The sequence below is a fragment of the Paenibacillus sp. FSL R7-277 genome, assembly GCF_000517965.1.
GTDB classification, from domain to species: Bacteria; Bacillota; Bacilli; order Paenibacillales; family Paenibacillaceae; genus Paenibacillus_AQ; species Paenibacillus_AQ silagei.
Genome location: NZ_ASPX01000034.1, coordinates 194,542 through 218,666 on the forward strand (window position 1 = coordinate 194,542; position 24,125 = coordinate 218,666).

General features: G+C 55.8%; 20 protein-coding genes. 8 read left to right on the plus strand and 12 right to left on the minus strand.

Features of this window, described 5'->3' with window-relative positions:
* Nucleotides 1-121: 121 nt before the first annotated feature.
* The 7 genes from C173_RS13025 to C173_RS13055 form a co-directional block, all read right to left on the minus strand.
* A complete protein-coding gene (locus C173_RS13025) occupies nt 122-1,294 on the minus strand; it encodes an N-acetylglucosamine-6-phosphate deacetylase (RefSeq protein WP_051478020.1) in 1,173 nt (390 codons plus the stop codon).
* Nucleotides 1,291-2,070 (minus strand): glucosamine-6-phosphate deaminase, encoded by a 780-nt coding sequence (locus C173_RS13030; protein WP_051478021.1) that lies wholly within the window; start codon nt 2,068-2,070, stop codon nt 1,291-1,293. Before C173_RS13030 ends, C173_RS13025 begins: the two co-directional genes overlap by 4 nt.
* Complete coding sequence (locus C173_RS13035; protein WP_081751151.1) at nt 2,064-3,728, minus strand: response regulator transcription factor; 1,665 nt, start codon at nt 3,726-3,728, stop codon at nt 2,064-2,066. The genes C173_RS13030 and C173_RS13035 overlap by 7 nt, the downstream gene beginning before the upstream one ends.
* The gene (locus C173_RS13040) at nt 3,700-5,526 is read right to left on the minus strand and encodes a cache domain-containing sensor histidine kinase (RefSeq protein WP_051478022.1); all 1,827 of its coding nucleotides are present in this window, start codon (nt 5,524-5,526) and stop codon (nt 3,700-3,702) included. The genes C173_RS13035 and C173_RS13040 overlap by 29 nt, the downstream gene beginning before the upstream one ends.
* 125 nt (nt 5,527-5,651) lie before the next feature.
* Nucleotides 5,652-7,013 (minus strand): ABC transporter substrate-binding protein, encoded by a 1,362-nt coding sequence (locus tag C173_RS13045; RefSeq protein WP_036725399.1) that lies wholly within the window; start codon nt 7,011-7,013, stop codon nt 5,652-5,654.
* 115 nt (nt 7,014-7,128) lie between these two features.
* A complete protein-coding gene (locus tag C173_RS13050; RefSeq protein ID WP_051478036.1) occupies nt 7,129-7,917 on the minus strand; it encodes a carbohydrate ABC transporter permease in 789 nt (262 codons plus the stop codon).
* A gap of 67 nt (nt 7,918-7,984) precedes the next feature.
* Nucleotides 7,985-8,839 (minus strand): carbohydrate ABC transporter permease, encoded by an 855-nt coding sequence (locus tag C173_RS13055; protein WP_036725519.1) that lies wholly within the window; start codon nt 8,837-8,839, stop codon nt 7,985-7,987.
* Nucleotides 8,840-9,192: 353 nt separating this feature from the next.
* On the opposite strand from C173_RS13055, the gene C173_RS13060 reads away from it, so the two are divergent.
* Genes C173_RS13060 through C173_RS13070 form a run of 3 tightly spaced genes read left to right on the plus strand, consistent with a single transcriptional unit; the run spans nt 9,193 to nt 12,243 of the window.
* Nucleotides 9,193-9,957, plus strand: coding sequence for a sugar isomerase domain-containing protein (locus tag C173_RS13060; RefSeq protein WP_081751153.1), 765 nt, complete (start codon nt 9,193-9,195; stop codon nt 9,955-9,957).
* Nucleotides 9,954-11,771, plus strand: coding sequence for a family 20 glycosylhydrolase (locus C173_RS13065; protein ID WP_051478023.1), 1,818 nt, complete (start codon nt 9,954-9,956; stop codon nt 11,769-11,771). Before C173_RS13060 ends, C173_RS13065 begins: the two co-directional genes overlap by 4 nt.
* The gene (locus C173_RS13070) at nt 11,764-12,243 is read left to right on the plus strand and encodes a GNAT family N-acetyltransferase (protein ID WP_036725400.1); all 480 of its coding nucleotides are present in this window, start codon (nt 11,764-11,766) and stop codon (nt 12,241-12,243) included. Before C173_RS13065 ends, C173_RS13070 begins: the two co-directional genes overlap by 8 nt.
* Nucleotides 12,244-12,330: 87 nt before the next feature.
* Here C173_RS13070 and C173_RS13075 read toward each other — a convergent pair whose 3' ends face one another.
* On the minus strand, nt 12,331-13,125 hold the full coding sequence (locus tag C173_RS13075) for an SDR family NAD(P)-dependent oxidoreductase (RefSeq protein ID WP_036725401.1): 795 nt from the start codon (nt 13,123-13,125) through the stop codon (nt 12,331-12,333).
* Nucleotides 13,126-13,273: 148 nt separating this feature from the next.
* Nucleotides 13,274-14,293: an AraC family transcriptional regulator gene (locus C173_RS13080; RefSeq protein WP_036725403.1), complete on the minus strand. Its 1,020-nt coding sequence runs from the start codon at nt 14,291-14,293 to the stop codon at nt 13,274-13,276.
* A 234-nt stretch (nt 14,294-14,527) separates the two neighbouring features.
* On the opposite strand from C173_RS13080, the gene C173_RS13085 reads away from it, so the two are divergent.
* A complete protein-coding gene (locus C173_RS13085; protein ID WP_036725405.1) occupies nt 14,528-15,514 on the plus strand; it encodes a zinc dependent phospholipase C family protein in 987 nt (328 codons plus the stop codon).
* A 545-nt stretch (nt 15,515-16,059) separates the two neighbouring features.
* Here the strand turns inward: C173_RS13085 and C173_RS13090 are convergent.
* On the minus strand, nt 16,060-16,248 hold the full coding sequence (locus tag C173_RS13090) for a hypothetical protein (protein ID WP_036725406.1): 189 nt from the start codon (nt 16,246-16,248) through the stop codon (nt 16,060-16,062).
* A gap of 242 nt (nt 16,249-16,490) precedes the next feature.
* Between C173_RS13090 and C173_RS13095 the strand changes: the two genes are divergently transcribed.
* The 3 genes from C173_RS13095 (at nt 16,491) to C173_RS13105 (ending at nt 20,530) form a co-directional block, all read left to right on the plus strand.
* On the plus strand, nt 16,491-17,648 hold the full coding sequence (locus C173_RS13095; protein ID WP_036725408.1) for a glycosyltransferase family 4 protein: 1,158 nt from the start codon (nt 16,491-16,493) through the stop codon (nt 17,646-17,648).
* A gap of 168 nt (nt 17,649-17,816) precedes the next feature.
* Nucleotides 17,817-19,214 (plus strand): hypothetical protein, encoded by a 1,398-nt coding sequence (locus tag C173_RS13100; RefSeq protein ID WP_036725409.1) that lies wholly within the window; start codon nt 17,817-17,819, stop codon nt 19,212-19,214.
* Nucleotides 19,215-19,348: 134 nt separating this feature from the next.
* Nucleotides 19,349-20,530 (plus strand): copper amine oxidase N-terminal domain-containing protein, encoded by a 1,182-nt coding sequence (locus tag C173_RS13105; RefSeq protein ID WP_235191881.1) that lies wholly within the window; start codon nt 19,349-19,351, stop codon nt 20,528-20,530.
* A gap of 366 nt (nt 20,531-20,896) precedes the next feature.
* On the opposite strand, the gene C173_RS13110 is transcribed toward C173_RS13105, so the two are convergent.
* Together C173_RS13110 and C173_RS34985 are read right to left on the minus strand one after the other, a co-directional pair.
* Nucleotides 20,897-22,744: a UbiD family decarboxylase gene (locus C173_RS13110; RefSeq protein WP_036725411.1), complete on the minus strand. Its 1,848-nt coding sequence runs from the start codon at nt 22,742-22,744 to the stop codon at nt 20,897-20,899.
* On the minus strand, nt 22,687-22,944 hold the full coding sequence (locus C173_RS34985) for a hypothetical protein (protein ID WP_235191885.1): 258 nt from the start codon (nt 22,942-22,944) through the stop codon (nt 22,687-22,689). Before C173_RS34985 ends, C173_RS13110 begins: the two co-directional genes overlap by 58 nt.
* Between C173_RS34985 and C173_RS13115 the strand changes: the two genes are divergently transcribed.
* Nucleotides 22,937-24,025, plus strand: coding sequence for a low temperature requirement protein A (locus tag C173_RS13115; RefSeq protein WP_036725413.1), 1,089 nt, complete (start codon nt 22,937-22,939; stop codon nt 24,023-24,025). The genes C173_RS34985 and C173_RS13115 overlap by 8 nt on opposite strands.
* Nucleotides 24,026-24,125: the final 100 nt, after the last annotated feature.

Consider the following 24,125-nt stretch of genomic DNA (forward strand, 5'->3'; position numbering starts at 1 on the left):
CATCCCCTTGCTCAGCCCATGCCACCCCCGCCCTCTGCAATCGTTCAACTTGAGCGATTCACTTCCAAATCATAACAGGCCCCCGTAACCGGGGGCCTGTGCTCACCCTACCGCCGCTCACTCACTCCCGGCGGTACACCCAGCCGCCGGCCTGGCACAGCGCCGTCAGCGCAAGCCCGCCGCCACCCGGCCCGGTGCGGCGGATCAGCGCCAGATCCGCCGGCGCTCCGGCGGCCAGGCCCGGGGCCGCAGGCAGGGCCATGAAGCCTGCCGGATGCACGGACGCCATGTCCCAGGCGTCCGGCAGGCTGGCCAGGCCCGCGGCGCTAAGGCGCGCGATGTGGCGCAGCAGCATCTGCGCCGAGCCCGCCAGCAGCCCGGGCTCGCCGGCGAGATGCAGCCGGCCCGCCGGGGTCAGCACGACACGGCCGCCGACCGGCGTGTCGTAGCTGCCGGGCGCAAGCCCGGCGAGGGCAACGGCATCGCTGACCAGCAGCGCCCGCTGGCCCTTGACCTTCATCGCCACCTTCAACACCTCATCCGGGAGGTGGAAGCCGTCGGCGATCAATGTGCACCACAGCTCATCTGCGGCGAGCTGGGCCCACAGATAGTTCGGATGGCGCGGCAGCATAGCATGGGCGCCATTGCCCAGATGCGTGGACAGCCGCGCTCCGGCGGCCACCGCCCCGGCAATCTGCGCGGCATCCGCAGACGTATGCCCGATAGAGATCGTCACTCCCCACCGTACGCAGTGGCGGATGAATTCCGCGCTCCCCTCCCATTCGGGGGACAGCGTCACAATGGAGATTCGTCCGCCCGAAGCCTCCTGCCACTGGTCGAACAAGGCCGTATCCGGCGGACGGATATGCTCCAGCGCATGTGCCCCGCGCGGCCCGTCCTCCGGCGAGAGGAACGGGCCTTCCAGATGGATGCCCTTGATCGTCGCCGCGCTGGCCTCATCCTCTTCACAGGCCCGGGCAATCGCCCGCATCGCTCCGAGAATGGTATACGGGGCGCCGGTAATCACAGTCGGGTAGAAGCCGGTCACCCCCTCCCCCCATATAGCGCGGACCGCCTTCTTGACATCCTCTGCACCCAGTGCCGGATGATTGAAATCATATCCGCCATAGCCGTTGATCTGCAGATCCACCAGGCCCGGCGCAACCATGGGCAGCTCCGCCCGTTCCTCCAGCGTCAGCTCCGTATCAAGAGGTTCAATTGCAGCAATGAAGCCCTCCTGCAGCGTAACCCGAACGGGTTCGCCTGTCCGGTAATGCAGCGCGTCAATGTTCATGAGAGGACCGCCCCGAAGGAGTCGGTGTCCACGAACATCCGGCAATCCCCGTGTTCGCGCAAGATCGTGGACGGACATGCCGTAGAGACCGATTCATGCAGCGTGCGGGTAACTGCACCGCGCTTGGAAGCGCCCGGCACCATGCAGAACAGCCATTGCGCAGACAGCAGGACCGGAATCGTCAACGTTAAGGCCTGCTGCGGTACTTCCGCCAGGCTGGGGAAGCACCCGTCATTCACCTGCTGGTTCCGGCAGACCTCATCCAGTACCACCAGCTTCACAGGAAGCGGGTCATTGAAATCTGCCACGGGCGGATCATTGAAGGCCAGGTGACCATTCTCCCCGATGCCAAGGCAGACGATATCGATCGGCGCTTCCGCCAGCAGCCGTCCGTAACGCTTGCATTCGGCTTCCGGGCTGGCGGCAGGGTTCAGATAATGGACCGTTCCCGGCCGTACCTTGCCGAACAGCGCCTCCCGGAGGAAGCTGCCGAAGCTCTGCGGAGAGCCTGCCGGCAGGCCGATATATTCATCCATATGGAACGCGGTAATCCGGCTCCAGTCCAGATCCGGCGCAGCGGCAAGCTCTGCAAGAAATTCATTCTGGGAGGGTGCAGCGGCGAACACGATCCGCACCTGTGCCTTGGAGGCCAGCAGCGCCCGGATGGCCGCCGCTGCCTCACGCCCGGCAGCAGCTCCGAGCTGCGAGCGGTTCTTGTATACGCGGACAAGCATAGCGCCCGACAGTTCCGTATGAATCGGTTTGATGCTCAGCATGGGTAGTGCCTCCTTGTGCCTAATGTCTGTGCAGACCGGCTGCCTTCCTCCCCCCGGAACTCTCCGGGCGTAGTGCCTGTATGCAGCTTGAAGAGCTTCGTGAAATAGCTTTTATTCTCGTATCCAAGCTGCTCCGCTACCTGCTCCACACTTTGCGGAGACTGGTCCAGCCATTCTTTAGCTTGCTCCATTTTGGTATGGGTGACATAGTGGATGAAGCTCATTCCGGTTTCTTTTTTGAACAGGCGGCTGAAATAGCTCGAATTCAAATGCGTGTATTCCGCCACCTCCTCCAGGGTGATTTTGCGGTTCAGATGGCGGTCTACATACTGCTTCACCTTCTTGATCTCGTCCCGGCGGGTCTCCTGGTACATCTCCCGGATCACCGGCAGCCGTTCGCTGAAGAACTGCTGAGACCATTCCTCCAGATGATCAATATGATCAATGGCCGTCAGGGTATCATGCAGCAGCTCCAGGGAAAAGGTGGACTGGTATTGCTGGCGGGCCATCAGACGCATCTGGTTATCGTAGAGCAGCTTGAGCATCCACTCCTTCACCTGGCGCGGCGCATACCGTCTGGCACGGATGGTATCCATCCATTTCGACAGCAAGGCCGCAAGCCTGTCCGCCGCTTCCTCCAGGAAGGCCTCACGGATCTCCTGCGAGGCTTCGGCATAATAGAGGAACAGATCCTCCTCCGTGAACGGCGGGAGCATCTTCAGGCCGTTCAGCTCTCCCGGCTTCAGATAGAAGGCATATTCGCGGCCTTGACTAAGCAGATCAATGATCCCCTCCCGGAAATGCCCGCTGCCCGCCGGTATACATAAATATTGAAAGGAAGCCGTAACCCCCGGCAGCGCTTGAATGGCGGAACGCAGCCTGCCCAGCATGGAGATATGGCCTGAGTCCGCTCCATTGCCCATACCGCCGCTGAAGACCAGCACACAGTCGCGGCCGCTGTAAGGCAGGCACACGGCAGCGGTATCCTCCTGCCGCACGGCTTCGGCGGCGGATTCCACCCATGACATTAGTGCAAGCTCCTCCGGTTCATTCTCACCGGCGTTGCCGCTGATCCGGCAGAGCACGGCTACATGGGCCGTGAGATCCGGCATAATTCCCAGCTCGGCGGCGTCTGCCCGCCATTCGCTGTCCGGCAGTTCGCGGGCAGCGATGCGCCGCAGCACACTTTGCTTCAGCAGCACCTTCTGATGCTCGGCCATGCTTTTCCACTTCAGCGTCTGGGCTTTGTCCGCATCCCTGCGGCGCAGATCCTCGCCCAGCTCCCGCAGCAGCCCGGTAATCAGCTCGCGGCTGATCATCTCCTTCAGGATATAGTCGCTCACCATCAGCTTCACCGCCTGCTGGGCATATGTGAAATCATCCATGCAGGACAACACCACCACACGCAGCTCTTCGCTGCGCAGCTTCAGCTCGCGGATCAGCTCCAGACCATCCATATAGGGCATGCCAATATCCGTAATGACAATATCGGGCATATCGGCCTGCGCTTTCTCCAGGGCAACCAGACCATTCTTGCAGGCCGAATGCAGCGTTAATCCAAGCTCGTCCCAAGGAATCATTGCCGAGAGAAAGTCCAGTACCGGCTGATCATCATCCACCAGCATTACGCTATACATCGCTTCCACGCTCCCTTTCATAGCCTTGATCCGGAATCTCTTCAGGCAGCACGAACCGGAAGGTCGTCCCTTGTCCGGGCAGGCTGTCAATCGTGATCTGGAAGGCTGCACCGTAAGTCAGATACAGCCGCTCATAGACATTGGACATGCCGATATGGGCCAGTCTGCTGGACGGCATCGCTTCCTTCTCTTGCCATTCAGAGCCTAACTCGGCGCGCAGGCGGTCCAGGGTCACCTCATCCATCCCCTGCCCGTTGTCTTCGATCTCGATGAGCAGCCGGTGATCCTGCGTCCGGGTCCGGATCAGAATACGTCCGCTCTCCTGATGCAGACCATGAATGTAGGCATTCTCGATGACCGGCTGCAGCAGGAACCGGGGGATCTTCACGCCAAGGCTCTCCGAAGTACAGTCTGTATCCAGCGACACCTCCTCGGACTGGCGGAAATTCAGCAGTTCCACATAACTCCTGACAATATGCAGCTCATCATGCAGGGTGGTGTACTCGTCCCGCTGCTGAATGGTCATCCGCAGCAGCCGGGAGAGCGAGAACAGCAGCTCCGCATTCTCCTCATCGCCCCGCATCATGATGCGCAGGCGGATCGAATTCAGAATATTGAACAGGAAATGGGGATTGATCTGCGATTGCAGCATGGCCAGCTCGGCCTTGCGCTTCTGCGCCTGCTCCACCTTGATCTGGATAATCATCCGCTCCACCCGGTCCAGCATATGGTCGAAGGACTTGCCCAGCCGTCCGATCTCGTCATAGCCGCGGACGCCTGAGCGGATGCCCAGCTCTCCTCTGTCCACCCGTGCTGCCACCTGATCCAGCCGGATCACCGGCTTCGTGAACTGCCGGACCAGCAGAACCAGAATCAGCAGGAAAAAAGCGCCTGATACGATCTGCACGGCACTGCTCCAGCGGTGGGTGGCACTGATCTGGCTCACGGCCTCACGGTATGGCGACAGGCTGACAATCCGGTAATTCCCGTAAGGAATCTCCAGGCTGCTCAGCAGATATTGCTCGCCCCGGTAATCCATAAACCCGGAACCTTCTGAATGCTTCACAGCATCCATAAGCGCGAACGGCCGGCCCAGCCGGGTCTTGTCCCTGGCGGCAAGAACGGTTCCGTCAGGCGCAATCAGCAGCGTCTCCTGGCCCTGCCGGTTGTCATTAAAAATCTGGCTGATCCGGCTCTCGGCGATGCTGATGATCAAGGTAGCATAGGTTGAATTGGAGGACAGCTTGAGATTCCTGGCAATGGTCAGCACCTGCGGGCTGCTTGGGGCAGCGGTCGGAATATAGTTGGCAAGCACACCCGCCCAATACAGCTCGAAGGCAGGCTGCTGGCGGGCTTGTTCCATCCAGGGCTGCTTCAGCAGTGCGCCGATATCCAGCTTGGCGTAAGCATAGTTTGAATAATATTGTCCATCTGAGGTGAGGACGGTGACGAACGTTTTTTCCATCATGGAAGTGACGCTGTTCAGCTTGTCCGTAACCTCTTTGAAATCGAGAATGTGCTTGGCGGTATCAGGCTCGTGCAGCTTATTGCGCTGCCAGTTTTCTTTGAGAATAAGAGTGATGCCGGGGTCGAACTGGATATAATTCGCCACCAGCACCATATTGCTGAGAAGGTTAGAGATATATAGGCTCTCCTGCTCCAGCGAACGGCGTTCATTCTGAATCACCTGGGAGCGGAGGATATGCTCGGTGTAGGAATTGGAGATATACAAGGTAATAGAGGCGGGAAGCAGCAGACAGAGCAGAGAAGCGACGAGCAGCTTATTGCGAAAACCGAGTCTCCATCCTCTAGGCAGCAATGGCAATCCTCCTTCACAATCAGACTATCGTTTTCTATGCCTCTATCATATCAGCTTTCCGCCTCCAGCAGCTCATTTCAATCTATTATTCCGGGTAAAAAAGGGCTATTCAGCGCTTCCAATTTTTACTTGTTGGCGTCTACAATCTTCTGCAGCTCAGCCTGCGCCTTCTTGATGGTAGTCTCCAGATCCTGCTGTTTCAGGATGTACAGCTCGGTTTCTTTGGTAAAGGCTGTTTCCAGCTCGCCCTGATAGGTCGGCGGCACGCTGAGCGGTGCGGGCTTGGCATTCTTAATTACATAGGCCAGTGAGGCTTCGTCAATCTTGTCGGGGCTCATGGCACCCGATTTGACGCCGGCAATGAACTTGTCCACATCCTGCTTCTTCCACGCGGAATATACATTCTGCATCTGCTCGCCCTCTGTGGAGTACCAGCGGATGAAATCATAGGCTTCCTGCTGATGTGCCGACTTCTCCAGAATTCCTACATAGTTGCCGTTGGCAATGCTGACTCCCGCAGGTTGTCCGGCACTATTGGACGGCATCGGAGCGAATGCGGTAGTGAACGTAGCCGGGAACTCCTCCGAGCCGCCTGCTTCGCCGATCATCCAGTTGCCGGTCACGATCATCGCGGCATGTCCGGTGAAGAACTCCGAGCGGTACGCAAGCTTCTGGGAGATGGTGTCGGCATATGGCACCGCTACTCCCGATGCCTCTGCCTTGCTGCGCAGCTCCAGGGACTGGCGGATACCCGCACTGTCGATATTTAGGGCGCCGTTGTTGACCAGATTATTGTCCTTCTCCTGATTGATGACGGCCAGCTCCCAGTACATAGCCCAGGTATGGAAATACGTACCGAAGGTCTTGGACGGCCCGGTGCCGCTGGTCAGCTTGGCTGCGTAATCAAGGTAATCGTCCCAGCTCCATTCGGTGGGAACGGCTAAGCCCGCCGCATCCAGCTTGTCCTTGTTCAGCAGGACGAAATAATTCTCCAGCGTATCCGGCAGGGCATACACTTTACCGTCAACGGACGGATCAACCGTATACTCATCTGTCAGCGTGATGCCTTCCTTGCTGATCAGGTCATTCAGCGGAGCCAGCAGTCCGAGTCCGGCACGCTGTGAATAATCGGTTGCCCCCGGCATGAATACCACATCCAGGTTCTCGCCGGACGCGACGAGCAGATCCAGCTTCTTCATTCCGGCCACTGAATCACCGTTGTCAGCCAGCTCCACGTATTCCAGTGTGATTCCCGGATGGGAATCCTCGTACGCCTGCAGAATCGGTTCCATATCCGCCGCAGGCGACCAGTTGGCGACTTTGATCGTTACCGGTTCTGCTGAAGGTGCGGCACTCTCCCCCGCCTCCGGTCCAGCCGTGCTGCCGGAAGTGGGAGATGCACCATTTGTGTTGTTTGAGTTGCCGCAGCCCGCCAGGGCTACCAGAAGTACGATGATCCATACCAGAGCGAACACATTCTTTTTCATAACTAACACCCCTTCTAATGTGGTCTACAGTTCCATGCAGTTCTCATGCACTTCCTGACCGTCCTATCCGCCCGCCTGTCTTCCGGTTATGCAGCTTCCGGGAACTTGCCAGCCCTCACCCCTTCACCCCCCCCAAGGAAATACCTTCGATCACCTGCTTCTGCCCGAGGATGAACACGACCAGCAGCGGGACAATCGCCGAGACCGAAGCCGCCATGATGAGCGAATAGAAGGCGCCGTTGCGGTCAGCGAAGGCATTCATGCCAAGCTGAAGCGTATAGAGTGTCTTGCTGTTCAAGAAGACCAGCGGCGTCTGAAAATCATTCCAGGTCCAGATGAACCGCAGAATGGCATAAGTGGCAATGGCGGGACGGACCAGCGGGAACAGAATCGAGAGGAAGATACGGATATGTCCCGCGCCGTCGATCTGCGCCGATTCGATATACTCATTCGAGAGTGAGGCAAAAAACTGGCGGAGCAGAAAGGTGCCCAGCACGCTGAACCCGCCAAGCAGGATCAGGCCCAGATGTGTATCGTACAGACCGGTGGAGCGGAAGATAATGAACAGCGGCACCAGCGTGGCTTCCGCAGGAATCATATAAGTGGCCAGCACCAGTACGAAAAGTGCATTTCTGCCGGGAAAACGGATCTTGGTGAAGCCGTAGGCCGCCATGCTGGACACCGCTACGGAGAGAAGTGTCGTGAGCGCTGTGACTTTAATCGAGTTCCAGTAATACAGGGTGAAGTTGGCTTTGCCGAACCAGACGGAATGATAGTTGAACGCCGCCCTCCATGTCTGCGGAATCCATTCGATCGGATATTTGAACACATCGGCCTCAGGCTTGAGCGAAGCGGACAGCATCCATATAAAAGGGAGCAGAAACACAATGCCCAGCAGTGCCATGATCAGGGTGATGATGGCTTTTCCCCAGTCCAGATTGCCTATTCTCACAGGTATGTGCCTCCCTTATCTAGTAATTGACCCAATAACGCTGTCCCAGCCACTGCAGGCCGGTAATGGCAAGCACGATGACGAACAGAATCATGACCATGGATGAAGCATAACCGGTCTGAAGATCGACAAATGCGGTCTGGTACATATCGTACACTACGACAGAAGTGGAGTTAGCCGGTCCGCCGTCCGTCAGCACCTTGACCAGGGCGAAGGATTTGAAATTGCCGATAATCCCGGTCACCAGCAGGAAAAAGGTCGTCGGCGTCAGCAGCGGAAAGGTAATGGAGCGGAACTGGGCGAGCTTGGAGGCGCCGTCAATCGTCGCCGCTTCATACAGGTCGGCAGGGATATTCTTGATCCCGGCAATGTAGATAATCAGCGAGACCCCAAGGTCAATCCAGATCATCAGCAGCATGACCGATGGGAGCGCATACGTGGGGTCGGCCAGCCATTTGGGCGGATTGTCCACCCCGATCGCCGACAGGAAACCGTTGACCGGACCGTACGAAGGATGGAAGAGTACCTGCCACACTACCGCCACAGCAACTACACTGGATATCTGGGGCATGAAGTAGATGACCTTGAAGGCACCCGGCGCATATACATGACTCGTGATAATGACCCCGAGGATCAGCGCGATCGCCATCCCGACGGGTACGGCCAGCAGCATAATGAAGTTATTGCCCAGCGACTTCAGGAACACCTCATCCTGGAACAGCTGGCGGAAATTATCGAGGCCGCTCCAGCGGATCTTATCAAACCCGGTAACGAATGACCATTTGGTGAAGCTGAGCATGAAGGAGAATATCATCGGAATAAGCGTAAATACCAGCACCCCCAGCAGCATGGGACCGACGAAAAAGTAGCCCATCCCCGCTTCTATCCGTTTTCTTTTTCTGCTGCCGGCGGTTGGTGTCTGATGGGACTGCGGTAAGGTAACTGACGTCTTCAAAGGCTCTGTCCCCCCTCTTGCGTGATCTTATCTCTCATTATAGAAAAGCAAAGAATTTTACATAAGTCACGATCCTGACCCGTTCAGAAAAATTTTTACCTGCCGCTGCGGATGATCAGCGTTCCCCGGTCATCTGGTACACTGCTGGTGCAAATCGGTCAAAAACGGTGCGGATTTGCGCAAAATAGTTGATTTACTTGGTTTGCCCGCTTTGTTATCTTCTAGGCAAGCACACACGGGCTTGTACTTATAAACTTTTAGGAGGAATCCAGATGAACGCCAAGCCAGATATTATGTCCGCTTATATGGATACTATTGTTGAGCTGCTGAATGAGATCCGGAACGAACCGCAGGACAAGCTGCAGCAGGTGGCAGAGCTGCTTGCGGATCATATCGCACAGGACAAGCTGGTCTACCTCTACGGCCCGGGCGGCCATTCCAATATGAATGCGACTGAGGTCTTCTTCCGCGCCGGCGGCCTGATGCATATCAGCGCCATATTAGATGAAGGCACAATGATCTCGAACGGCGCCCTGCGCTCGATGGCCGTTGAACGCACTCCCGGCTACGGAACACTTGTTATTGAAGACAACCGGCTGGGCGAGGGCGATATTCTGATTCTTGCCAATGCTTACGGCATTAACACCGCCTGTGTCGATGCGGCTGTAGAAGCCCGGCGCCGGGGAGTCACAACGATTGCCGTTACTTCGGTCGGCCATGCTGAAGCTACGCCTAAGGATCATATTGCCCGCCACCCTTCAGGGCAGAATCTGTATGAGCTGTGCGACTATGTCCTGGACAGCAAGGTGAAGCCCGGGGACGCTGCGCTGCATATTGACGGGATTGAACCGAAGATGGGTTCGACCTCCACCTTCGCCAACGCTTTTCTGCTCAATTCCCTGATGATGACTACAGCGGCCTGTCTCGGAGCGAAAGGGATCGAGGTGCCGGTCTGGCGCAGCGGCAACGCTCCCGGCGGGGATGAGTGGAATAACCGCTTCATTGAACGCTTCAAAGGCCGGGTCCGCTGGCTATGAACCCTCAGCTGATTCCAGAGCCTCAGGTGGTGCAGAGCCGGGGACCGGAGCCGGTCAGCGGTATTCGCGGCTGGAAGGTGCAGCTTCAGCTCCCCGTGAAGGATGTCCGGCTGCTCACGGCAGCGCAAAGGATATTCACAGAGGTGACGGTGCGTACTACGCATGACGGCAGCGGTGTATTCTCCCTGGTCACGGGCGGTACCCCGCTCAACCCGCTGATGGCCCGGCGGGTTGAGGGCAAGCATGACGGCTACGTGCTGATTACAGACACGGACCGGATTGAGCTGTATGCGCTTAGTGCGTCCGGCCTGTTCTACGGCATTAAGACGCTGGAGCAGCTGATAACCTCCGGCAAAGGCACTGTGCCTGCACTTACGGTTGCCGACTGGGCGGAGCTGAAGCTGCGCAGCGATTATCTCGATCTGCGCACGGTCTACCCGACCTATGAGCATATCCTGGAGTATATCGCAGAGATGGCCGATTATAAGATCAATACGCTGGTCATCGAATATGAAGACAAGCTGCCCTTCCGTAAGCTGGATTTCCTGCGGCATCCTGAGCTTGCCTTCACTGAAGAAGAACACCAGCGGCTGCTCAAGACCGCACATGACCACTTCGTCACCGTGATTCCGAAGCAGCAGTCCTTCGGCCATCTGGAATATATCCTGAAGCATCCGGCTTATATCGGTCTGCGCGAGGTCCCGGAGACGGTCTCGGAGCTGTGCCCGCACCGTGCAGGCTCCTTCGAGATGATGGCCGGCATTCTGGAGGAAGTGGCTGCCCTTCATCCGCACAGCGAATATCTTCATCTGGGCTGTGATGAAGTCTGGACGCTCGGCACCTGTGAAGACTGCAGGAGGTCCGGGCTTACTCCGGAGGCCTCCTTCATCCGCTTCGTCAATCAGCTGGCCGAGAAGACGGTCAGCCTCGGCAAGATACCGATGATCTGGCATGATATGATCATGCACGCTACTGCGGAAGAGATAGCCGTGCTGGACAAACGGGTTGTAGTTGTCGTCTGGATCTACGGCGGACACCGGATGAAGGCGGATGCCCGGCTGATTCTCCACAAGCTCAGGGACGCGGGCATCGAGACCCTCGGCGCCTCCTCTGTACGCTGCTGGGATGATAACGGCGACCAGAATTATCCGGTGATTCATAACCGGGTCAGGAATGTGCAGGACTGGATTGAGCTGGCCCGCTCGGAGCAGCTGGATGGTATTATCCATACGAATTGGGGTTGCCCGTTCTCGCTGGGCAGTCCATACGGACTGTTCGAGACCTCGCGTTATCCGGCCTTCCTGGCCGCAGAGCAGAGCTGGAAGGCCGGAGCGGATATCTCTTCCTTCCTGGTCCGGTTCCTGCACCAGTTCCACGGGCTGCCCGCAGAGCGGCTGACCGGTGAAGAATGGGCGGATTATGCGTTAACCGATTATTATTCCCTAATTCCGCAGCTGCTTGCGGATGTGAACAAGAACCGCTTGACAGCTGAGCTGATCGACGCCATGATTCAGTATGAGATCCCGGCGCAGCGCCGCTCCCCGCTGCACACCTTCCTCTTCCGCGGAGCGATGTCGCCGGACAGCGAGGAAGTGGTGACCTTCCTCCGGGACAAATACCGGAGCGGATACGGGGATCTGCGGAGGGCCAAGCTAAGAATGCAGACCGTGCTTGCCGAGCTGCTTCCGCCGCAAATGGCGGAGCTGTTCATCCGCTCCCGGTTCTACCGGCCGGAATTATTCGAAGCGGATCTGCGCGGGATGATTACCGATCTTGAGATTATTGAACAGAAAGCGGGGGAACCTTATGCCTGATATGCTTGTGAAGCTATACGATCTGCCGGACAACGGGGCGCTGCTGGAGCGTCTGCGGGGTGAAGGCATTACTGTCAAACGGGCGATGACCGGAGATAAGCAGGCCATTGTTGATTTTGTCGGCCATCATTTCACGGACAGCTGGCGGAATGAATGCGAGACCGCCTTCTCGCCGCTGCCCGTCCACTGCTATATCGCCGTGAAGGAGGGCTCAGTCATCGGCTTCGCCTGCCACGATGTCGTGATGAAGAACTTCTTCGGCCCGACCGGCGTGCTGGACGATTACCGGGGCCTGGGCATCGGGAAGGCCCTGCTGCTGGAATGCCTGTCCGCGATGCGCCAGAACGGCTACGGCTACGCCATCATCGGCTGGGTCGAGGACGCATTGCCGTTCTATGAGAAGTGCGTCGGGGCGATAGCGATCCCTGATTCTTTTCCCGGCGTATTCCGTGACATGATCAAACTAGGCTGAATCCGGCCTCGATACAACAAAACAGCGGCACCCCGGGGCTTAAACGTCCCGTGTGCCGCTGTTTGCTGTTGAGCATGTACACCTCCATCAATATATAGTCGGCACCATCCCTCCATCCATGCGGATGGGAGAACCTTTAAAGGCCGCCGCATAAGGACTGCATACAAAGGCAGCCAGCCTGCCGATTTCCACCGGCTTGATGAAACGCTGTAATTCGGATTGCGGCAGATTGGCCGCCATGAATTTCTGCTCTTTTTCTGCAAAAGTTAAATTTTCGTCAGGATACATACCGTCAATGATGTGATGCACCTTTTCTGAGAGTGTAGGTCCAGGCATGATGGTATTCACAGTAACCTCTGTCCCTGCTGTCACTTTAGATATACTTTTGGCCAAGGACAGCAGCATGGATTTGGTCATCGCATATTGAGGCATTTGTCCTGAGGGCATGACCGCCTCTTCGCTGGCAATGAAGATCACACGGCCATAATTCCTGCCCAACATTCCAGGTAAATATAATTTCGTTAATCCGTTTGCAGCGAGCACATTCGTGCGGAAATACTTCTCCCAGATATCATCGTCCACTTCCCCATACTGCATCAATTCATAAATGCCCATACTGTTGATCAGAATATCAACGCTGGGGAATTGGGCGAATAAGGCTTGTCTTTGTTCAGGATCGGCAATATCGGCTGCGGCATTCTGGGGAGCGGTGGCCGGGTAATTCAGCTTCAATTCACGGACAGTCTGCTCCACCTCTTCCCTATTCCGCCCATTGACCAGCACGTTGACGCCTTCTTTGGCAAGCTCTATGGCGATGGCTTTTCCTATACCCTTCGTTGATCCTGTAACTAGTGCTGTTGTATTGTGTAATCCCATCTCCATAATGCACTTCTCCTTATTCATATCTTCTTGTGTTGCGGATAGTGATTATATTATCTCGTTGGGATCATTCAGTAACTAGCACCTTGCGCCAAGCTTCTTGCCGGACACGCCAAAAGTTACAGCTCAGCACATTCGTGCATTCAGGTGTTCATATATTTAGGTGTCCATTCAGGCGCTCCGCACGCCACTGTGAAGGCGTAACCCCTTCCCAGTGACGGAAGGCACGGAAGAAAGAGTTCTGATCCTCATACCCGGTCAGAAACGCCACCTCTTTAAGATCAAGCGAAGGATTTGCCAAGTACTCCCGTGCCTGCTCATGTCTGACTTGTGTCAATAGCTGCTTGAAGGTCGTCTTCTCGTCAGTCAGCCGGCGCTGCAAGGTCCGCACGCTCATCGTAAGCTCCTTCGCAACTGTCTGGAGGTCGGGACATCCACCTGCGAGACAGTGTGCAATGATCACCTTGACCCTCCCGGATACAGAGAAGCTGCCAAGCTGTTCGTCGAGTGAGCGGTCCAGTGCGGGAGCAAGAATCTCCAGCAGTTCTTTGTTATAAGAAACAAAGGGAAGGTCCAGATGGCTTTGCAGCAGGGTCAAGCGGTTATACTTCCCGCCTGTTTGAATCGCGCAGCCGAAATAAGCTTCAAGCACTTGTTCATCGCCCATGGAGTTGACAAATTCGGCGGCCTGCGCCTTCAAGGGCTGACCCGTCCCCTTTCTTCCAAGCTCCAAGAGAAAAGCCAGCGTGATCCCCGCCAGCACCGGCGGACCGGGCAGCCCTGTAGGCCCCCACTCCAGTTCTATGGTGCACTGCCCGTTCTCCTCAGTCATCCGTAGGCTTTCGGGCGGACACATCTGTTTGTACCTGACCATGCGGTGCAAGGCATCGCGGTAGTCACGGGCGTGATACGTCGCTAATACGGCGGGAGGATACTGCGCGGTGTCAAAGGCGGCCGCAAGCCTGGTAATGCCTGACGCAAGATCCCCGGCAAGCTCGGAATACGCCTGCCAGATTGCGAAATATTGGGCAGTGGTAACCGTGGCTTCTGTTGTTATCGTTACAGGGAGCTGTGCCTGGCGGGCTACGTCGCGGGCAGCAATCCCCAGGCGGCTTATTCCTGTCCAGAATCCCGGAGGCATTTTAACGCGTTGAGAGGAACGGGACTTCATAGGTATGGGCCTCCTTTTGCCAGTTGCATATTACAGTGTTATGGTTGTCTTAAGGCCATATAAGAATACTCTTGTGCCCGTGATCATGTCTACCCATGTCTACCTTAATGTACGGGAATGTACAGCTCTGCCTAATTTCACACATATTTCTTATTTTGTTTTAACATATAGGCATTACAATGGATTCAGATTATCACTGCACGGTATCCATCATAACTAGTAGGAGGATCAATCATGCCCAATATCTGGATGCATATTGAATTCGGCCAGCAGCTGGCCGGAGAATTCAGCAGCCGTTTCCCGTGTCTCCAACTGCTGGAACAACAGCAGAAGCTCTACAATCTCGGCTGTCAGGGTCCGGATTTCCTGCTGTATCACAGCTTTCTTCCTTGGAGACGAGATACCGGGGCACTTCATCTCGGAGACCAGATGCATACGCAGAGCTGCGGGCCTGTACTTGTTGATTTCTGGGAGGCTGCCCGGAGACTTGAAGGAACGGAAGCGGCCCAGGCCCAGCTCTATTTCCTCGGTTTCCTGACCCATCATCTGCTGGACCGCAACCTCCATCCCTATATTAACTGGAAGGCGGGCTATAAGTACCGTGCCCATCAGCGGTTTGAGATTGACCTGGACACTTTGTTCATGAAGCAGCTGCACGGGATGAACACCTGGCAGCACGCTGCCTGGGCTACAATTGACACAGGTGCCCGGCTGCCTGAGCCGGTTCATCGCATTCTTCATGCCACCGCCCTTAAGCATTACCCGGAGACTATGGATCGACTGCCCGCAGAGATCTGGCAGAGCGCGTACCGCGATATGGTGCTGGCTCAGAAATGCCTGTATGACCCGAAGGGCTGGAAGAAGGCTATCACCTGTGGCCGGACCCGCCGGTTGTTCTCACGGAAGCTCACTGCCCGCGAGGAACGGCTGGATTATCTGAATGAGCGGCACTCCCGGTGGCGGCATCCCGCACTATATTCCGAGGTGCAGACCGAATCTGTGTGGGAGCTGTGGGAGGCAGCCCTTGCGGAAGGACGGACGGTGCTCGGAGCGCTTGCCGATTGGCTGGAGTGTACGGAGGACTCCGCTGCGGCAAGCCGCAAGCTTGAGCAGTTCACACTGGCACTGGGCAACCGCTCCTACGATACCGGCAAGGATTGCAGCATGAATCTGCAGAATCAATACGCCGAGCCGATCTGGACAAGTCTCCCTGGGAGTTGAGGTTGAGCCTACCAAACGTCAGCCAACGTCTCTATTACCGCCGCACCCTTTTCCGGCTGAGGAGACGGCTGCCTGCCGCAAACAATTGGAAAAATCCACCTATTTCCCTTTACAGTGACTTTTTGCTTGTCCGAACGCCCCTCCGGCTCGCGAACACAATGTATGCTGTTTTTCACATACATTTGGCCCATATGCCTGCTTACGAGCACAATGTATGCTGTTTTTCACATACATTTGGTCCATATGCCTGCTCGCGAACACAATGTATGCTGTTTTTCACATACATTCAGACCGTGTGCCTGCTTGCGAGCACAATGTATGCTGTTTTTCACATACATTTGGTCCATATGCCTGCTCGCGAACACAATGTATGCTGTTTTTCACATACATTCTCCTTCTTTCCAAGAACTCATATCCACAAATTTACACTCACCTTTTCCACAGCAGCAGGAAACTATAGTTTCCTATATAATCATAAAAACGCCCGGTTCCCCGGGCGCTCAGCACAATCTATACATTATCCTTCTGTCAGACAGCATTCCAGCTTACAGCGGATCATTCGGAAGAATCTCGGGCGGGGCCGGCGGCACCATATCCGGCTGCTCCGGCGGTACGATTTCGGGATGCTTCTCTGGCACAACCTCCGGCGGGATCACAACCGGCTCCGGGAGGATATCCGGCTTCACATCGGGGACAACCTTCGGCGGAACCTCTGGCGGCAGATCTTTGCTCATCTCCTTATACCTCCTTCATTCCTGATACCTCATGTATACCCGATCCACGCTTCCTTTAACCTTGTTACCCTGGTCTTCCCTTGTCCTCCGCGGTCCTCCCTAGTCCTCCCTAGTCCTCCCTAGTCCTCCCTTGCCCTCCCTGTAAATTCCCCTCTTCATGCAAGATGTTTAACCTGCGGTTGATCTCCAAGTAATAGTTGGTTGTTAAGATCAAGGCAACAAGATTACTGGGAGGGATACCGATGCGTCTGGCTCTATTCACGGACACTTTTCTTCCGCAGACGAATGGCGTTGCCCGTACACTCGGCCGGCTGACCAGCCACCTGCACCGCCGGGGAATTGAACATCTGCTGTTCACGCCAAAATCCGCCCCGGAGAGCAGCTACCCCGATCCTGTCAGACCCGTGGCCAGCATCCCCTTTTTCCTCTATCCCGAGTGCAGGCTGGCCCTGCCCGGCATGTCCTCCATGCAGAGTGAACTGGCTGCGTTCGCCCCTGACCTGCTCCATCTCGCCACCCCGTTCAATATCGGCTTAACCGGCCTCCGGTATGCCCGCAAGCAGCAGCTCCCCCATGTCGCCTCCTATCACACCCACTTCGACCGTTACCTCGAATATTACAAAATGAGAAGAATCCTCCCGATCTACTGGAAATACATGAAGTGGTATCACCGGTCCTGCGATGCCGTCCTGGCCCCTTCCCGCGAGACCCTAACCAGCTTGCGCATGGAGGGCTTCACACGACTGCGCTTATGGTCCAGAGGCGTGGACTGTACCCTCTACTCGCCGGAGAGACGAAGCGAAGAGACCAGGGAGCGTTACGGCAAGGGAGCAGCGCTGATGATGCTCTATGTCGGACGGATTGCCCCGGAAAAAGATCTCACCACCCTCCTTCAGGCTATGCAGCTCCTGCCGGAGTCCGTGCGTTCAAAGGTTCAGCTGGTGATTGTCGGCGATGGCCCGCTACTGCCTGAGCTTAAATCGCAGGCACAGGAGAATGTCACCTTCACCGGTGCCAGACACGGCGAAGAGCTGGCAGAGCTGTATGCCTCCGCCGATCTGTTCGTCTTCCCCTCCTGCACGGAGACCTTCGGCAACGTCGTGCTTGAAGCCATGGCGTCGGGGCTTCCCGTGATCGCCGCAGATGCAGGCGGAACGCGGGAGCTGATCGCACCCGGTGTCACCGGCATGCTGTTCGGGCCGCGCAGCCCGGCAGCCATGGCAGAGCAGATCTGCACCGCCGCCGCCAGGCCCCTGCTGCGGAGCGCAATGGGCCGTGAAGGCCGGCACCAAGCCCTCCAGCGCTCCTGGGAGCAGATTTTTGACAGACTGATTAAGGATTATGAAGAAGTCATCGAACGCCGCAGGATCAAGAATGAAGCAGGGATTTACACCGCCTGATCCGCTGTCTGCCCGCCTATCAAGACTAAGCGTTCCTGGGACCACGGGAATGCTTTTTTCCATTGTTCACGGTTTCTCCCCATCACTCTATTGACCATTGGAATAATGACTTATATTATACACATATACAATAATCCAAAATATGGAATTCAGTCAGGCGGTGATCCCTTGAAGCCTCTCACAACGATTCGCAGTCATCTTGAGGCTTATCTCTATTCCCAGCAGTTGTCCATCAACCAGTTCTCCATTCAGTCCGGCGTTAATTCCGGCACCTTAAGCCGTATCCTTAGCGGTCAGCAGCCGATTGCCATGAATCACCTGAAATTGATCACCCGGGGCATGTCATTGCCGGAGGATCATTTCTATAGCATGTATGTCGATGAGTGCTTTTTATATTCGGCACCCACCTGGCGGCGGCTGCGCCCCTTCATCCTGAATTCGGCGGAGCTGGGGCGGCTGGACTGTATAGAGCTAGTAGTCAAAAATCTGCTGGACAACCTAACCTATGCTCCGATGCTTTTTGAAGTGGCCGAGGACTTGTTCCAGCAGCATCACTGGCAGGCGGCAGCCGTGCTGTACAAGAATATCAGCGCGAGCGAGAAGTATCAGCATTCCGAGCGGCTGGCCCTCTGCCAGTACCGTTTGTTCCGCATTGCCCTAGGAGACAGCCAGACACTCAACCTCCAGGCTGCTCTTTTATTCGAATGTTATATTGAACGCCTTGAGGTGTCTGATCAGCTCGATGGACTGAAAGCTCTGATGCATGTCTATTACTCGCTGCACAAATGGGACAAGGTGGACGCGCTGGCTCAGGAGATGCACCGTCTTGCCATGCTCAGCTACCACCATCTGCACCGGTCGCAGCGCAGAGACCGCCAGGATAAATGCCCGGAGAAGCCAGTATTCTTCTACGCGCTGTATTCGCATCTGATGCGGGCAAGCGTGTGCGAAGAATTCCGGGACTATGAATCGGCGCTGAAATACGTAGCTCTATATATGGATAGGAGCTGGATACGCGAAAAAGGGGAAGACACCCGGCACATCCTGGACCAATTCCAGGAGTGGGGCACGGCCAATACCCTCCTCTACCGGATGATGTCCGGCGACTATGGAGTGCTGCCTGAATATGTGGCCTATATTGCTCCGCATGCCAGTGAGATCTTTGTAGCCCTGTACCATATTGTGATCTCAGCCAACCGCTTCTCCTGGAATGTGGATGAGGTGCTTGAACAGTTCCCTTCCTATATCCCTTACCGGACCAACCTGAAGGACTTCGGCGAGCTTCACAACCAGCAGATCCTGGCCGACCAGTACTCTACCTTTCTAGCGGAATTAGCCAACTATTATTTACGCAATCACCGCCTGGAAGGAATGGCCTTCCTTCTGCAAAGTCTGGAATCTTCTGCTAAAATAAAGAGTGATAGCATAATCATTAAATGTGTGAATCTGTTTGAACAATTCCGGCATCAAGCCACTGAGGAACAGACAGAACAATACAGACTTCTGATTGGAGAGGTGCAAGAATCCAATGATAAGAAAAATGATTATGCTTCTAATGTCATGTAGCTTGGCCGTTATAGCTATTCACCCCCTGGAGGGTTATGAATCTGTAACAAAGGCTACTGTACAATCCGTGGTTCAGCCTATGGGTCACGGTACGGGGGACGGCTGATTTAGCAGCCGCCGCGCCCCCAGAAAGGATGATGAACATGAAGTTCACCCGGAGGTTATTACTCCTCCCCGCACTTGCACTGGCTCTGGCCGGAGGAGCTGAAGCCGTTCCGGCTTCGGCCAAGCCCGCCCCGGACGTGCAGCTCCAATTAACCTACAACAGCGGAAGCGGAACATCAGGCATGGCCGGAGGCACCGCACAGATCAAGAACGGGGTCTCTTATATGCCAGCTAACCTGGTCACAATCATGGGACTTAAGGTCAAGTGGAATAACGCGGACAAAACCGCCACCTTCAGCGGGTGGAACAAAAGCTTCAGCATGAAGCTTGGTCAATCCACCGGCGTACTGGACGGGAAGAAGGTCTCCCTTGGAGGTACACCTTATATGGCGGATAAGCAGTTGTATGTGCCCGTCAAGTTTGTGGTGGCGGCCCTTGAAGGCGGACCCGTAAGATGGGATGCTGCCACCAATACAATACGGGCCAACGGTCTGCATATGTACCGCGGTTATTCAGAAGTGTTCGACGGCGGAGTGTACTCCTTGTCGCTGGACAGCGGGGAGCTCTATCTGACTACGAAGCAGAACACTAAGCATAAGCTTGCTGTTCTCGGCAGAGGACTGGATGTAGTGGATTTCACTTTCGAGCGCACACCCGCCGGTCTGACACTGCTTCAAGTCGTCAATTCGTATGGCGAGCCCCATGTGCATGCGGAGTATTATACCTATCTAGTGAAGAACAACAGCGTGATCCGCCAAGGGCATACGAATGTCCATACCTCCTTCGGCACAAGCACGGTCTGGGCCGAAGGCAAGCTGGTATTCAATGACGGCCGCACACTAAGGCTCATTGAGGATGGGACCGGAGCGGTCAGCGAGACCGTAGATATACCGAAACTGCTGGGTGCAACCGTTGCCCAGGATGTCTACTACAATGTCGAAGCCGTATACCCGGATGTTCTGCTGGTACGCCCTACAGACACTGCCTTCCTGACCCTAGTTGACCGCGCTACCGGTAAGCAGACTGTGTTATATAAGCAGCTGCTCAGTGCAGAGCGCCAGCGCGAAGTAGAGCAGCCCGATTTTATGTTCCCGGGAGACTATATCTACTTCACCGGACGTACTGACAATGTCTTCACCTTCAAGCTTCACAGAATGGACGGCAGCCAAGACATCATCAAGTCCTACACTTGGCCAAGCAACCAGAACTGAGCAGCTACACTCCACATTCGGTTGAGCCCAGTTTTTCGCCTACATTTAGCCCACGAGCACTCGCCCAGCACATTGTGTTCGGTTTTTCGCCTACATTTTTTCGGCCGAAACAAAAAAACGCATAAACGTCATTAAACCAAAAAATTACGTTTATGCGCCTAACATCCAACACCCACCAAATAAAAGACAGGGCGTCTACAAACGCCCCTGCCTTTTCATTCTCCGCGCTATTCTTCGCTCTCTTCTTCGTTCTCTCCTCCGTTTACGGTCCTTACGGTAAAGCAGGAAATCCAACATAACTTCGAAAAGCACCCCGAATAGCTCAGCCATACAACCCCTCTTTTCAGCGGTTATAGAAGTGCTGCTTCACCCCTTACGGCTCCGCAGTCCACCCAAGCTTGCTCCTTCACTAAATACCCGTTCAATCCTCTGCTGCACCTCGGGGTCAGGAATTAACGGCGGCGCTTGATGCGGCTTCACCCGGGCATCGATGATCACATTATCACAGGCCCAGTGCTTATGCTCCACCGTGCTGTTCACCCCATGGATGTCATGGGACGGATTGCTGCGGGTGAAGGTCGCCCACAGGAAGTTGTTCAGCGACTCCGACATGAAGCTGCTGTCATCGCACAGAATAATCATCGGGCAGGAATCAAGCGCCCCCTGAGCTGCAATCGCAGCGCTCAGGCCGGAGATTTCCTCTGCCGCCGAGGAGTAATCCCGGAACGGCTTCCCCTGCATGGCGACAATCCCCGGCATAATCATCGCCGCCGGGCCCCAGCCCTGCTCCACCCGCTGAAGAACCTCAGGCACCTCCGTGCACAAGCTCCGCTTCTGCTCCCCTACGGCTGCGAAGACTACCTTGCTTCCGCTGTTGATCCCGGTGCCGGAATAATCCAGCGTATCGATCGTTGTATTCGTCTGGAAGTGAATATCACGTCGCAGATTGATCCGCTCCAGGATGTAGGTCAGGAACCCGGCGATATCATGTGTGCTGACCGGCTTGTCCTCTTCTGCCGTGATGAACAGATATTTCGCCAGACTGAGCTGGCCGGTTCCGAGAATCCGGTTGCTGATCGTCAACAGCTCTGCAGGCTGCTTAAGCTGCTGATACGGGGTATACCGCTCACTGCCTATCGCGAACAGCAGCGGGTGCACTCCCGCAGCATCTATCGCATGTACCTCCTTCACGCCGGGAATCTCCGAGCGGATCGCCCCGCCAGTCAGCTCATGAATGAGCTCTCCGAAGGCAGTGTCCTCCTGCGGCGGACGGCCGACCACCGTGAAGGGGAAGATGGCCCCTTTTTTGGCGTAAACCTTGTGTACCCTCATCACCGGAAACGGGTGAGTCAGGCTATAGTAGCCCAGATGATCGCCGAACGGCCCCTCCGGCTTCGTCTCCCCGGGATGAATCTCTCCGGTAATCACGAAGTCAGCATCGCTGCTGACGCAGAAGCCGTCTACATAGCTATAGCGGAAATGACGCCCCGAGAGCAGCCCGGCAAAGGTCATTTCACTTAAGCCCTCCGGCAGCGGCATCACCGCCGAGAGCGTATGCGCAGGGGGGCCGCCGATGAAGCAGCTTACCTTCAGCGGCTCGCCGCGTCTGTTCGCGTGGGCCTGATGAATGCCGATGCCGCGGTGAATCTGATAATGGACGCCCACTTCCTTATTCAGCTCATATTCGTTGCCGCTAAGCTGGATACGGTACATCCCCAGATTGGAGTTCATAATGCCCGGCTTATCGGGATCCTCGGAGTACACCTGCGGAAGCGTGACGAATGCCCCGCCGTCGCCCTGCCAGTGCTTAATCTGCGGAAGATCGGAGATTTGAATCTCCTCGAATCCGGCCGGCACGCCGCTGCCCTTCTTGATCGGCAACGCTTTACGGGCGGCAAGGCCTGTCCCGATATACCGCAAGGGCTGCTTGAGCGCCTTCATGGGATTGCTGCGCAGGGCGATGACCGCCTGCGACGATTCCCAAGTGTCGCGGAAGATGAACTTGCTGCGCTCGATTGTTCCGAACAGATTCGAGACCGCACGGTACTTCGAGCCCCGGACCTTCTCGAACAGCAGGGCGGGACCGCCAGCCTCATAGACCTTCATATGTATCGCCGCCATCTCCAGATGCGGGTCCACCTCTTCATGTATGCGAATTAAATGCCCGTGCTTCTCCAGGTCAATAATACATTCTTCCATATTGCGATATGACATGCTTCTACTCCCATTCTCTCAAGAATATGAACCTCTTTATTATCAATGAGTGTGCCCGTCAGGTCAATTGCCGCCAGGGCAACCTCTCCAGTTGTCACAGATATTCTTGCCTTCTTCTGTGGAGAGCCATTATTATACTTGTAAACCGGACGGCTCCGGGCAAACATTCGGCAAGCAAAGGGGACTAACGCAATGATCATCAAAAAGGTAACCTGGCTGGAGCTCTTCTACGATCTGCTGTTTGTCGCTGCGGTCTCCAAAGCCAGCCATGTGCTGCTGCATGTAGAAGACGAGGCCCTGTCCCTTGAGACACTGGGCAAATTCGTACTGATCTTCATTCCGATCTGGTGGGCCTGGGTCGGCCAGACGCTTTTCGTTAACCGCTATGGTCAGGATACGGTGATGCACCGGATTTTTCTGATTATCCAGTTGTTCTTCGTATTGATTATGACAGCCAGCCTGTCCGTAGATTTCGATGCCAACTATCTGCCGTTTCTGATTGGCTACCTCGGACTCCGGATCATGACCGCGGTCCAGTATCATTACAGCCATTCCAGAGAAAGCGGGCATCTGCGCGACACGGCCCGCTATCTGGGATCACGCTTCTGGATTGGACTTGCGATTTCGGCCTGCTCCCTGTTCTTCGATTCTTGGCTGCGGTATGCGGTACTGTACGCAGGAATTATGCTGGACATCATTCTCCCGCTGACGGGACGGAGGATTCTGGTGAAGACGCCCCCCAATACCCATCACCTGCTGGAGCGCTTCTCCCTGTTCGCCTTGATCCTGCTCGGCGAATCTGTGGTCAGCATCCTCGCCGTGCTGCAATCCAGCCGCTGGACCGGGCCATCTGTCGGCTTCGCTGCGCTCACCTTTGTGCTGATCATCGCCATATGGTGGCAGTATTATGACAACCTGGAGAAGAAGGTCGATATGCATATCCAGACTGCCGGACAGACCATTATCTACGGGCATCTGTTCATTTATCTGTCGCTATGTATGCTCGCTTCGTCAATCCAGCTATTGTTCCTGAATCAGCTTCATTATGGGCAGATGCTGAACCTGTTGTTCGGCTCGGTGCTGCTCTACTTCGCTTCCACGACACTGGTCTTCCAGGTCTACAGGCATAAGCAGCATCGGCTGGAAATGAAGCCGCTGGCAGGGCTGACCGTCATTCTGGCCTGCTTCTATGTGCTGGATCTTATAGTCCATGTACCGAATGTCCTGATCATGGGCGAGCTGGCGCTGTTCTTCGCGCTGTACGCCAGAATTACTGCCTGACCCGGCTGCCCGTCAGCTCTCGGGCACTGGCCCCATCTATTCGCTCTGCACGCCAAGAGGCTGCACCAGAGGTCATAGCCCGCCTCAGGTACAGCCTCTT